Here is a 12,357-nt window from a genome sequence, read left to right on the forward strand (position 1 = left end):
TGGCTGTAGGTGTCCTGCGCCACTTACTGAGGCTGTGGACGGAGAGTGTGTCGAACACCTCTTCGGTGGCGGTCCTGGTCGTGTGAAGAATTTCTCATGCACAGGCTAAACGGGGAGTAGTCCCAGGTCAGCGAGTTGACATTGGGGCGATTGGATGGTTATCCACAGGGTTGTGCACAGCTTTGGCGGAGTTCTCCACAGGCTGCGGACGGTTATCCACATGCCCTGTGGATAACCTTCCCCGCCCGTCGGCCCCGCCCACCGCCCCGCGGACCCGGCCCGGCGGCCGCTCAGCACCGACCCGCGCGGGGCGGGCCCTGTCGGATCGGTACCGTAAGAAGGACAGGCGCCGAAGTCGGTACGTCACCGGACAGGCCCGCTCCCACTCGCACCGCTCGCTGAACGGGGAACACGCGTGACCGGCCCCCAGTACGACGACCAGGACGCCCCGCCGCCGGAGGACGACTGGCAGCCGTCCGACGACGCCTTCCCGCTGGACTCCTTCCCCGACGTGCCGGGCGACCGCCTGCCGGTCTCCCGCCGGGCGAACACCCCGGCGGGCCGCGAGGGTTCGGGCTCCGGCTCCGGCAGCGGCGGCAGCAGCGGCGGTGGCGGTGGCGGCTTCCAGCGGCGGGACGGCGGCAAGGGCGGCGACCGCTTCCCCGGCAAGGGCGAACGCCGCGACCGGGACGGCGAGCGCGAGCCGGGCTTCGGCGGCGGCGAGGGCTTCGAGCGGGTCCCCCCGCAGGACCTGGCGGCCGAACAGTCCGTGCTCGGCGGCATGCTGCTCTCCAAGGACGCCATCGCGGACGTCGTCGAGGTGCTCAAGCCCGCCGACTACTACCGCCCCGCCCACGAGCTGATCCACGGCGCGATCCTCGACCTCTACGCCCGCGGCGAGCCCGCCGACCCGATCACCGTGGCGGGCGAGCTTACCAAGCGCGGCGAGCTCGCCCGCGTCGGCGGCCCCTCCTACCTGCACACCCTGGTCAACTCCGTCCCCACCGCGGCCAACGCCGAGTACTACGCCGAGATCGTCCACGAGCGCGCCGTGCTGCGCCGCCTGGTCGAGGCCGGCACCCGGATCGCCGGCATGGGCTACGCCGCCGAGGGCGACGTCGACGACATCGTCAACGCCGCCCAGGCCGAGATCTACGCCGTCACCGAGCAGCGCACCAACGAGGACTACGCCCCGCTCGCCGACATCATGGAGGGCGCCCTCGACGAGATCGAGGCGATCGGCTCCCGCTCCGGCCAGATGTCCGGCGTCCCCACCGGCTTCGCCGACTTCGACCAGCTCACCAACGGCCTGCACCCCGGCCAGATGATCGTCATCGCGGCCCGCCCGGCGATGGGCAAGGCGCTCGCCCTGGACACCCCGCTGCCCACCCCGGACGGCTGGACCACCATGGGCGGGGTCGCCGTGGGCGACCTGCTGCTCGACGCCGACGGCCGGCCCACCCGGGTGGTCGCCGCCACCGAGGTGATGACCGGCCGGCCCTGCTACGAGGTCTGCTTCGACGACGGCACCACCGTGATCGCCGACGCCGACCACCAGTGGCTGACCGAGACCCGGGCGGTCCGCCGCGCCGGCGGGAGCGGACGGGTCGTCACCACCAAGGAGATCGCGGCCACCCTGCGCTGCGACACCTCGGACGGCCGCGCCAACCACTCGGTGCGCAACACCGCCGCGCTCGACCTGCCCGAGCAGGACCTCCCGATCCCGCCCTACGCCCTCGGCGCCTGGCTGGGCGGCGGCCACACCGACGCCGCCCGGATCACCACCACCGACCCGGAGGTGCTGGAGCGCCTCGCCGCGGACGGCCTGACGGCGCGGCGGATCGGCGACACCCCGACCTACGCGCTGTGCCACGGCGCGGCGGAACCCGAGACCTCCGAGCGGGCCTGCGCGGCCGCCCTGCGCGAGCTGGGCGTGCTCGGGCGCAAGCACGTCCCGGCGGCCTACCTGCGCGGCTCCGTCGCCCAGCGGCGGGCCCTGCTGGCCGGGCTGCTGGACACCGACGGCACCGTCAGCGCCACCGGCTCGGTGCAGTTCGCGGTGGCGAACCGGGAGCTCGCCGAGGGCTTCCGCGACCTGGTCGTGGGCCTGGGCCACCGGTGCGACGTCGCCACCGAGCGGGTCAACGGCCGGTCCGAGGAGTCCCCGACGGTCTGGACCGTCACCTTCACCCCGACCGGCGAGGTCTTCGGGCCGGCGCGCGAGCGGGTTGTCCACGCCGAGCGCCGGCGCCCGGCCACCCCGAGGCTCCGGCAGCGCTACGTGGTCGACGTCCGCGAGGTCGACAGCGTGCGCGTCCGGTGCGTCGAGGTCGACAACCCCGACCACCTGTACCTGGCCACCCGGTCGATGGTGCCCACTCACAACTCGACCCTCGCGCTGGACTTCGCGCGGGCCTGCTCGATCCACAACAACCTGCCGAGCGTGATCTTCTCGCTCGAAATGGGCCGCAACGAGATCGCCATGCGCCTGCTGTCCGCGGAGGCCCGGGTGGCCCTGCACCACATGCGGTCGGGGAACATGACGGACGACGACTGGACCCGGGTGGCCCGGCGGATGCCCGAGGTGAGCGCCGCGCCGCTGTACATCGACGACTCGCCGAACCTGTCGATGATGGAGATCCGGGCCAAGTGCCGGCGGCTCAAGCAGCGCAACGACCTGCGGCTGGTGGTCATCGACTACCTGCAGCTGATGCAGTCCGGCGGCTCGCGGCGGGCCGAGAGCCGCCAGCAGGAGGTCTCGGACATGTCCCGGAACCTCAAGCTGCTGGCGAAGGAGCTGGAGGTCCCGGTGATCGCGCTCTCCCAGCTGAACCGAGGCCCCGAGCAGCGCACCGACAAGAAGCCGATGGTCTCCGACCTGCGCGAGTCCGGCTCGATCGAGCAGGACGCCGACATGGTGATCCTGCTGCACCGCGAGGACGCCTACGAGAAGGAGTCCCCGCGGGCCGGCGAGGCCGACCTGATCGTCGCCAAGCACCGCAACGGCCCCACCGCGACCATCACCGTGGCCTTCCAGGGCCACTACTCGCGCTTCGTCGACATGACCAGGGACGTGACCTGACCCGTAGGTCCGCGCATCTCGCCGCACGGTCCCCGGGGCCGGCTGCACAGCGGTACGCGACCGGCGGGCCGCAGGTCGGGGCCGGAAAGTGCATCCGGACCCCGGCCGGGAGCGGACGCTTCGTATGGGTTAGTCTCCGGCGAATGACGACCAAGGGATTGCTGACTCGCTGGGGGGCCCGGCGGGCGGGGCGGGGAGAGCGCGCCGCCGCAGCGGGGAGCCGGCTGGGCTGGCTGGACGCGCTGCGGGGGATCGCCGCGCTGGCCGTGGCGGCCCACCACTTCGAGATCATGCGGCTGATCCCCTACGGCGGCACCATAGCCGCGCACTTCGACCTCGGCTTCTACGGGGTCATCGCGTTCTTCATCGTCAGCGGGTACATCATCCCGGCCTCTCTGGAGCGCCGCGGTGACGTCCGCGCCTTCTGGATCGGCCGGATCTTCCGGATCTACCCGGCGCTGATCGTGAGCATGCTGCTCGCCGAGTTCCTGCTGCCGCACGACTACCAGGTGCTCACCTTCGACGGCTACGGGCACGACAAGCTCTGGCTGGCGGGCAACGGCCTGATGCTGTCGGACATGCTCGGCGTCGTCAACGCGCTCGGCATCTCCTGGACGCTCACGTACGAGATGCTCTTCTACTTCTTCGTCAGCAGTCTCTTCACGGTGGCCTGGCACCGGCGCAGCTCGATGATCTCCGTGACGGCGGGCGGCATCGCGCTCGTCCTGGGCGTGTGGGTCCCGTCGTACAGCCTGACCCACACCCTGCCGGAGCTCCAGCACCTGGTGGCCGCGGCCGTGCTCATCGTCGTCGCGGGCCTGGTCTGCATGCTCAGCGGCAACGCGGCGCTGGCCCGGATCGGCGGCCTGTTGCTGGGCGGGTTCGGCCTGCTGCTGGTGTTCACCAACGGCCGGACGCCCGCGTACGAGACCTTCACCATCCTGGCGACGATGTTCGCGGGAACGGTGATCTACCGCGCGCAGCACGGGCAGATCGAGCGGATCGAAGCCTGGCTGACCGTCGGGTTCGTGGTGGCGGCGGGCGCCCTGGTGGGCTGGATGTACAACCGGGACGCGATGGGGCGGGCGACCGCGACCTTCACCTGGCCGGCCTGGTCCTACGCGTACCTGGGGGCGTGGGCGTCGTTCGGACTGTTCTTCCTGCTGCGCAACAAGCGGCTGCCGCGGGTGATGACCTGGCTGGGCGCGGTGAGCTTCTCGGTGTACCTGCTGCACTGGCCGGTGAAGCGGTTCCTGCTGTGGCAGCTCGGCTGGGACAGCAACTACTACTACAACAAGCTGGCCGCGATGCCGTTCGCCGAGCGCTGGTCTTGGGTGGCCGGGTACGTCGCGGTGCTGCTGGCGGTCTGCTGGGTGGTGTACCGGCTGGTGGAGGTGCCGTTCCAGAACCTGGGCCGGAAGCTGACCAAGGCGATGAACCGCCGCTGGCCTCCGCAGTCGCTGGAGCGGCCGGCGCAGCTCCCGGCCCCGGCCGCCGCCCCGGCCGCCGCTGCGGCTCCTGCGGCGGCCGAGCCGGCGCTGACCGGCTCGGCCCCGGGCGGCGGGGGAACGCGGACGGACTGAGCACCGCCCCCTCCCGGGGCGGGGCGTTCAGAACCAGTGCAGGCAGTGCGGGGCGCGCTCGGCGCGGAACAGGGCGTCTGCGCGGGCGGCGGCGTCGGGGTGGTGGAGGCGGAGGTGGCCGGCCCGGGCCAGGGTGCTGGGGGCGGTGCCGCCGAGCAGGATCGTGCCGAGGTCGCTGACGTCGAGCGAGAGGTCGGGTTCGCGGTCGGTGGGCACGCACGCGGCCTCGCCGCCGCGGACGGTCAGCAGGTGGCGGTGGTGCTCGCCGAGGAACGGGTCGTCGACGTCCAGGACGAGTTCCCCGTCGGCGCTCCAGCCGCGGGAGGTGAGCGCGCCGGGGACGTCCAGCACCCGGGCCCAGAGCCAGTCGGTGTACTTCTCGGGCTGGCCGGCGCCGTGGTCGGCGAGCAGCCAGGGCAGCGGGTGGTCCGGCGGGACGTGCCGGAACACCACCCGCTGGACCAGGTCGTGGCCGAGCAGGTAGCGGGCGAGCGCGGTGTACGCGGCGTCGGTGACGGCGATGGTCTCGTCGACCCGCAGCGTGCGGTCGTCGTCGACGTGGTAGCTGGCGTAGCCGTCGGGCCGGCCGGCGGCGTCCCGGTGCAGGGCGACGTAGCGGGGCTTGGGGGCGATCGGGGGCTGGCCGGCGCCGCGCTCCCACCAGCGGTGCGGGCGGGAGACCGAGCCGGGGCGCAGCCGCCGGTACTCGTCGTAGACCCGCTCCAGCAGCTCCACCGCCTTGTCGCGGTGCAGCAGTTCGACCGTCCCCGGGTCGGCGTCCCCGGCCCGGAGCGGGGCGAGCGCGGCGCGCTGCCGGGGCACGGCGTAGTTCTGGGTGGAGGTGGCGGGCCCGTAGCCGAAGCGGCGGTAGATCACCGACTCGGAGGCGAGCAGCACCGCCAGCACCTCGCCGCGCTCGCGCAGTCCGGCGAGCTGGCGGCGCATCAGCGCGGTGAGCACGCCCCGCCGCCGATGCGAGGGCAGCACGCCGACGGCCGTCACCCCGGAGACCGGGACGATCCGCCCGCCGGGCAGGGTGAGTTCGAGGGTGTACGCCCCGGCGGTGCCGACCGGCCGGCCGTCCGCGTCGTGGGCGAGCAGGCCGCGCTCCGGCTCGAAGGCCGACCACCAGACGCCGGTGCCGCCCTCGCCGGGCGGGTCGACGAACATCCCGAACGCGGCGTGCATGGTCTCGACGAACAGGTCGAGGTCCTGCTCGGTGGTAAGCCGGATGTCGATCAATGCCGCCGCCTTCCGCGGTCGCGGTCGCCTGTCCGGTTCAGTGCAGCCGCCTTGCCGGTGCACGGTCAAGCGATTAACCGGGTCCGGTAGGGTCGCCCGCCATGGACGAGGACCTGGAACTGCTCCCGCTGCCGGACGAGGCGGTCGCGCTGCTGACCGGGGCGGGGGCGCCGCCCCGGCTGGTGGCGCACCTGCGGCTGGTGCACGACGTGGCGGCGCGGCTGGCGGACTGGACGGCGGAGCGCTGCCCGAAGCTGGCGGTGGACCGGTCGGCGGTGCTGTTCGGGGCGGCCACCCACGACATCGGCAAGGCGGTGCACCGCTCCGAGCTGTCCGGCCCGGGCTCGGCGCACGAGCCGGCCGGCCGGGAGCTGCTGCTGGCGGCGGGGGTGGCCCCGCAGCTGGCCCGGTTCGCGGCCGGGCACGCCGACTGGGGCCCGTCCTCCACCGCCGAGGACCTGCTGGTCGCGCTGGCCGACAAGGTGTGGAAGGACAAGCGCGTCCCGGAGCTGGAGGACCTGTTGGTCGGGGCCCTGGCCCGGGCGGGCGGCGGCGAGCGCTGGGCCTGGTTCCTGGCCCTGGACGAACTGCTCACCGCCCTCGGCGCGGACGCCGGCCCGCGCCTGGCGTACCAGGCGCGCCACCCGCTCTAGCTGCTCTGGCCGCTCTGGCTGCTCTAGCTGCTCTGGCCGAGCGTGACGGTGCTGCGGAAGACGGTCGCGCCGGGGCCGGTGAGCAGGGTCGGGGTGCCGTCGGCCGGCAGGAAGGCGGACTCGCCGTGCCGCAGCGTCAACTCCTGGCCGCCCGAGGCGAGGTGGGCCGTTCCGGCGGTGCAGAGCAGGATCTGCGGGGCGTCGCCGGGCAGGGTGGCGGGGCGGTCGGCGAGCTCGTAGCGGGAGAGCCGGAACTCGTCGATCGGCACCGGGTAGTGCCGTTCGCCGTCCGGGCCGGGCTCGGGGCGCAGCACCTCCGGGCGGCCGGCCCGGAAGTCGACCACCTTCAGCAGCTCGGGGACGTCCACGTGCTTGGGGGTGAAGCCGCAGCGCAGCACGTTGTCGGAGTTGGACATGATCTCGACGCCGGTGCCGCGCAGGTAGGCGTGCGGGAGCCCGGCGCCGAGGTAGAGCGCCTCGCCGGGCTGCAGCCGGACGTGGTTGAGCAGCAGCGCGGCGACCAGCCCGGGGTCGCCGGGGTGCTCGGCGGCGGCGAAGGCGTACCCGGCGAGTTCGCCGGTCGGGTCGGCCGGGGCGGCGGCGGTGACCGCGCGGGCGACGGCGGCCACCGTCTCGCGGCCCGCGTCGTCGGTCAGGCCCAGGGCCGCGGCGAGCGCCCCGCCGAGCGCCTCCGGTTCGGGCTTGGTGTGCAGCAGGTCGATCAGCGGCTCCAGCCCGGGGACGTCGAGCGAGGCCATCAGGGCGGCCGCTCCGGCGGGGGTGCGGAAGCCGCACAGGCCCTCGAACTCGCTGAGCGCGCAGATCAGTTCGGGCTTGTGGTTGTCGTCCTTGTAGTTGCGCTGCGGGGCGTCCAGCGGGATGCCGCGGGCCTCCTCGTCGGCGTACCCGGCCCGGGCCTGCGCCCTGGTCGGGTGGGCCTGGATGGAGAGCGGCAGGGCGGCGGCGAGCACCTTGGCCAGGAACGGCAGCGTCGGCCCGAACCGTTCGACGGACGCGGCGCCCAGCTCGCCGACCGGGTCGGCGGCGATCAGCCGGTCCAGCGGGACCGGGCCGCCGCCGCGGTCGGCCCGGGACGGCGCCCCGGGGTGGGCGCCCATCCACAGCTCGGCCTGGGGGAACCGGTGGCCGGCCGTCCGAGCAGCTCGGGGATGGCGGTGGCCGAACCCCAGGCGTAGTCGCGGACGGTGTTGTCGAGCCGGTCCATCAGGTACTCCCGGGGTGGTGTGTGCGAGGTGCCCGGTGTGCGGGGACCCACGACAATAGTCGACGCCCGTGGCGGGCCGGGGGGTCGCGGTGATCACCCTCCTGGGCGCTCCCACCCGGCGGCCCGGGGGCCTTCCGGCCAGGCTGGACGGGACGGGCCGGCCCGTGCCCGCCGCCGCACCGATCAGGGGAGCAGCCGTGACCGCGTCACTGCCCGAGGAGAGCGCCCACGGCCACCGGGCGGGCGCCGCGCCGGCCTTCCGCCCGTTGGAGGTCGAGGTCTTCACCGGGCCGGAGAGCGCGTTCTTCGCCACCTCCAGCCTGATCATGGGCGAGCGCACGGCGATCCTGGTCGACGCCCAGTTGACCCGCAGCGCCGGGCGCGAGCTCGCCGAGTGGATCGCCGGCAAGGGCCGCGAGCTGCTGGCGATCGTGGTCAGCCACCAGCACCCCGACCACTACTTCGGCGCGGAGGAGGTGCTGCGGCTGTTCCCGGCCGCGCAACTGCTGGCCGCGCCCTCGGTGGTGGAGGGCATCGGGCAGACCGCGGCGGCGAAGGTCGCGCAGTGGAAGCCGGTGTACGGCGACGACATCCCGGACCAGCCGCTGCTGCCCGGGCTGCTGATGCCGCAGCCGCTGATGATCGACGGCCAGCTGATCCGGATCCTGCAGCTCGGCCAGGGCGACAGCGCGGGCTCCACCGTCGCCCACCTGCCGAGCATCCGCACCGTGGTCGCGGGCGACTTCGTCTACAACGGCACCCACGTCTGGACCGCCGACACCGACCCGGACGCCCGCGGCCAGTGGTCGCACAACCTGGGCCGGATCGCCGACCTCGGCGTCGACCGGGTGATCGCCGGGCACCGCGCCCCCGGCACGGACGACGCCGCGCACCGGGTGCTCGCCTTCACCGCCGGCTACCTGCGCGACTTCGACGAGGCGCTGCACGACCACCCCGACGACGCGGAGGCGCTGGCCGCCGCGATGAACGAGCGCTACGGCGGCCTGACCCTGCCGGCCATCCTGGAGCACGGCGCGGCCGCGAACGTCGCCCGCCGCCGGGCGGCGGACCGGGACACCCGGGGCGTGCGGGGCGACGGGGCCGACGACGACGAGGTGGTCGACGCGGAGATCGTCGACGGCGAGCAGTGATACTGCCGGGGTGACGGACGACGGGTACGACGCGGTGGTGGTGGCCGGCGGGGCGGGCCGGCGGCTCGGCGGGGCCGACAAGCCCGCCCTGACGGTCGGCGGGCGCACCCTGCTGGACCGGGTGCTGGCGGCCTGCGCGGACGCCCGGCAGACTCTGGTGGTCGGCCCCGAGCGGCCCACCGAACGGGCCGGGGTCCGCTGGCTGCGCGAGGACCCGCCGGGCGGCGGCCCGCTGGCGGCGGTGGCCGCCGCCCTGCCCGCGGTGACCGCGCCCCGGGTCCTGCTGCTCGCCGCCGACCTGCCGTTCCTGGACACCGCGACGGTGCGGCGGCTGCTGGCCGCGCTCGACGGGGACGGGGGCGACCGCTGCGACGGGGCCCTGCTGGTCGACGCCGACGGCCGCGACCAGCCGCTGGCCGCCGCCTACCGCACCGCGCCCCTGCGGGCGGCCCGCACCGCGCTCGGCGACCCGGCCGGCCGCCCGCTGCGCGGCCTGCTCGCCCCGCTGCGGCTGACCCGGCTGCCCGACCCGGCGGGCGCCGCCTTCGACTGCGACACCTGGGACGAACTCGCCGCGGCCCGCGACCGGGCGGGGCGCGACCGGGCGGGGCGCGGCTGACGGGGCGCGGCGGGCCGTTCACCGGGGCCGCGGGCGGGCGGTGAGGGAAACGACGCGTGGCGCTCACGGGGGAAGCGGCTTGCGGGCGGGCGGATCGGGCAGCATGGGCGTCATGGAGCGCACATTGGACGAGTGGATGACCGCGGCCGGTGCCGAACTGGGCCTGGACCTGGCGGTGGACGTTCGCGGGCTGCTGGACATGACCCGGGTGGTCGCGCACGGCGTCGAGCGCCCCGCCGCTCCGCTCACCGCGTTCCTGGTCGGCTACGCGGCGGCCGCGAACGGCGGCGGGGCGGCGGCGGTGGCCGAGGCGAACGCCAGGGTGACGGCGCTGGCCGAGCGCTGGGCCGCCGCGGCGGCCGATGCCGGACCCGACGCAGCGGACGGGCGATGAACCGGGCGCCGGTCGGTCCGGCCGACGAGGTCCGGGTGACCTCCGCGGGGGCCACCCTGCGCGGCTGCCCGTGGCCGGCGGCCCGGCGGGCGGCGCGGACGGCGGTGCCGCGGCCGCTGCCGGTGGAGCGGGTGGAGCTGGCGGCGGCGGCGGGGCGGACGCTGGCCGAGCCGCTGGCGGCGCTCACCGACCTGCCGGCCTTCGACACCTCGGCGATGGACGGCTGGGCGGTGGCCGGTCCGGGACCGTGGCGGCTGTCCGGCCGGGTGCTGGCGGGACAGGCGTGCCTGCCGCTGGCGGACGGCGCGGCGGTGGAGATCGCCACCGGTGCCCAACTGCCGCCCGGCGCCACCGGGGTGCTCCGGCGCGAGCACGGGGTGCTCACCGAACTGCCGGACGGCGCGGCCCAGTTGCGCGGCGAGGTGGTGCCCGGGCAGGACGTCCGGCCGCGCGGGCAGGAGTGCGGCAGGGGCGAGGAGCTGCTGCCCGCGGGGCTGCCGGTGACGCCGGCCGTGCTCGGGCTGGCCGCCGCGGCCGGGCACGACCGGTTGGCGGTGCACCGCCGCCCGACCGTGGAACTGCTGGTGCTGGGCGACGAGTTGCTGGTGGCGGGCCTGCCCGGCCCGGGGCGGGTGCGGGACGCGCTGGGCCCGCTGCTGCCGCCCTGGCTGGCCGGGGCGGGGGCCGAACTGCTGGGCAGCCGCTACGTCCGGGACGACTTCGGGCTGCTGCGGGACGCGATCCGGCGCTCGCCCGCGGACCTGGTGCTCACCACCGGCGGCACCGCCGCCGGGCCGGTGGACTTCCTGCACGCCGCGCTGGAGGCCACCGGCGGGCACCCGCTGGTGGACGGGGTGGCGGTGCGGCCCGGGCACCCGATGCTGCTGGCGGCGCTGCCCGGCGGCCGCCACCTGGTGGGCCTGCCCGGCAATCCGCTGGCCGCGGTGGCCGGTACCGTCACGCTGGCGCTGCCGCTGCTGCACGCGCTGTCCGGCCGGACCGCACCGGCCGCCGGTCCGGCCGAGCCGCTGGCCGCCGCGCTGCCCGGCCACCCGGTCGACACCCGGCTGCACCCGGTGCGCCGGAGCGCCGCCGGGCTGGCCCCGCTGCCGCACGACGGCCCGGCGATGCTGCGCGGCCTGGCCCGGGCCGAGGCGCTGGCGGTCGTCCCGCCCGGTGGCCTGGCGGCGGGGGAGTACGCGGAGGTGCTGGCGCTGCCGCTGTCCTGAGCGGGATGTTCCACGTGGAACGGCGGGAGGCGGAACCGGTGGCCCCGGTTCCGCCTCCGCCGTCCTTCCCGGTCAGTGGGTGACCGGGGTGCCCGGCTTGATGACGATCAGGCGGTCGGTGAGCTGCAGCACGGCGGCCTCCGGCTCGGTGTAGTTGAGCACCCGGCGGCCGCGGACCACCGCCACCACCAGGTCGTCCAGCTCGCGCGGGCTGAGCCCGGCCTCGGCCTTGGTGACCGGGCGCTCGGTGACGTCCAGGCCGTTGCCGTAGGTCAGTAGGTCCTCCATCACCGCGCCCGCGTTCGGGCTGAGCATCGACATGCCCAGCAGCCGGCCCGCGGAGCTGGAGGAGGTGACCACCACGTCCGCGCCGCTCTGCCGCAGCAGCGGGGCGTTCTCGTCCTCGCGGACGGCGGCGACCACGGTGGCGCCCTTGTTCAGCTGACGGGCCGTCAGGGTGATCAGGGCGGCGGTGTCGTCGCGCTCGGGGGCGACCACCACCTGGGCGGCGCGCGGCAGTTCGGCCCGGATCAGGGTGGCGGCCCGGGTGGCGTCGCCGAGCACGCCGACCAGCCCGTCGTGGGTGGCCTGGTCGACGGCCTTGGCCTGCGGGTCGACCACCACGATGGACTCCTTCGGGACGCCCTGCCCGAGCAGGGTGTCCACGGCGCTGCGGCCCTTGGTGCCGTAGCCGATGACGACGGTGTGGTCCCGCACGGTGTGCCTCCAGCGTTCGATCCGCCACTGCAGGCGGGTGCGTTCGGTGAGCACTTCGAGAGTCGTGCCGACCAGGATGATGAGGAAGAGCACGCGCAGCGGGGTGATCACGAAGATGTTCACCAGTCGCGCGCTGTCGCTCACCGGGGTGATGTCGCCGTACCCGGTGGTGGAGAGGGTGACGGTGGCGTAGTACGCCGAGTCGAGGAGGCTGACCGAGGGGTCCGCGCTGTCGTGGTAGCCCGCGCGGTCCGCGTACACGATCAGCGTGGTGGCCACCAGCACGCCCAGCGCGAGCAGCAGCCGGCGGGCCACCTGGAGGGTCGGCGGCCGGGTCGGCCGGGACGGCAGGGCGATCCGGCGGGTGGGGTCGGTGGTGTCGGTGCCCGCGTCCCGGAAGCGACTGAGCGTCAGACGGGACGGTCGGGCACCCGTGTCCTGGGGCGGGATGGATGTCGGCAC

At 75.1% G+C, this 12,357-nt stretch carries 7 protein-coding genes and 2 pseudogenes; 6 read left to right on the plus strand and 3 right to left on the minus strand.

Translation table 11 applies throughout. The annotated features are described in order from the left end of the window. Positions 1 to 415: 415 nt before the first annotated feature. On the plus strand, positions 416 to 3,082 hold the full coding sequence (dnaB, locus tag EDD39_RS06915; RefSeq protein ID WP_244256626.1) for a replicative DNA helicase: 2,667 nt from the start codon (positions 416 to 418) through the stop codon (positions 3,080 to 3,082). A 143-nt stretch (positions 3,083 to 3,225) separates the two neighbouring features. After that, entirely contained in the window at positions 3,226 to 4,665 is a 1,440-nt protein-coding gene (locus EDD39_RS06920) for an acyltransferase family protein (RefSeq protein WP_123554038.1), read from the plus strand. Positions 4,666 to 4,692: 27 nt separating this feature from the next. Here the strand turns inward: EDD39_RS06920 and EDD39_RS06925 are convergent, their stop codons facing one another. Beyond that, positions 4,693 to 5,904 (minus strand): GNAT family N-acetyltransferase, encoded by a 1,212-nt coding sequence (locus EDD39_RS06925; protein ID WP_123560186.1) that lies wholly within the window; start codon positions 5,902 to 5,904, stop codon positions 4,693 to 4,695. Positions 5,905 to 6,008: 104 nt separating this feature from the next. Here EDD39_RS06925 and EDD39_RS06930 point away from each other — a divergent pair, with 104 nt between their 5' ends. Further along, on the plus strand, positions 6,009 to 6,560 hold the full coding sequence (locus EDD39_RS06930; RefSeq protein WP_123554039.1) for an HD domain-containing protein: 552 nt from the start codon (positions 6,009 to 6,011) through the stop codon (positions 6,558 to 6,560). Between the two features lie 23 nt (positions 6,561 to 6,583). Here the strand turns inward: EDD39_RS06930 and manA are convergent. After that, positions 6,584 to 7,785, minus strand: a pseudogene (manA, locus tag EDD39_RS06935) (mannose-6-phosphate isomerase, class I). 197 nt (positions 7,786 to 7,982) lie between these two features. On the opposite strand from manA, the gene EDD39_RS06940 reads away from it, so the two are divergent. The 3 genes and pseudogenes from EDD39_RS06940 (at position 7,983) to EDD39_RS06955 (ending at position 11,178) form a co-directional block, all read left to right on the plus strand. Further along, positions 7,983 to 8,936: an MBL fold metallo-hydrolase gene (locus EDD39_RS06940; protein ID WP_123554041.1), complete on the plus strand. Its 954-nt coding sequence runs from the start codon at positions 7,983 to 7,985 to the stop codon at positions 8,934 to 8,936. A gap of 10 nt (positions 8,937 to 8,946) precedes the next feature. Beyond that, a pseudogene (locus EDD39_RS42655) lies at positions 8,947 to 9,949 on the plus strand (NTP transferase domain-containing protein). Beyond that, on the plus strand, positions 9,946 to 11,178 hold the full coding sequence (locus EDD39_RS06955; RefSeq protein WP_244256627.1) for a molybdopterin molybdotransferase MoeA: 1,233 nt from the start codon (positions 9,946 to 9,948) through the stop codon (positions 11,176 to 11,178). The pseudogene EDD39_RS42655 and the gene EDD39_RS06955 overlap by 4 nt, the downstream one beginning before the upstream one ends. 72 nt (positions 11,179 to 11,250) lie before the next feature. On the opposite strand, the gene EDD39_RS06960 is transcribed toward EDD39_RS06955, so the two are convergent. Further along, positions 11,251 to 12,309: a potassium channel family protein gene (locus EDD39_RS06960; RefSeq protein WP_425269740.1), complete on the minus strand. Its 1,059-nt coding sequence runs from the start codon at positions 12,307 to 12,309 to the stop codon at positions 11,251 to 11,253. Between the last annotated feature and the right edge of the window lie 48 nt (positions 12,310 to 12,357).

Origin of the sequence: Kitasatospora cineracea, assembly GCF_003751605.1 — a bacterium.
Taxonomy (GTDB): Bacteria; Actinomycetota; Actinomycetes; order Streptomycetales; family Streptomycetaceae; genus Kitasatospora; species Kitasatospora cineracea.

Excerpts from the sequence above, each read along its gene's own strand:
- EDD39_RS06920 (WP_123554038.1), top strand. The coding sequence starts at position 3,226 with ATGACGACCAAGGGATTGCTGACTCGCTGGGGGGCCCGGCGGGCGGGG.
- EDD39_RS06930 (WP_123554039.1), top strand. The coding sequence starts at position 6,009 with ATGGACGAGGACCTGGAACTGCTCCCGCTGCCGGACGAGGCGGTCGCG.
- EDD39_RS06955 (WP_244256627.1), top strand. The coding sequence starts at position 9,946 with ATGAACCGGGCGCCGGTCGGTCCGGCCGACGAGGTCCGGGTGACCTCC.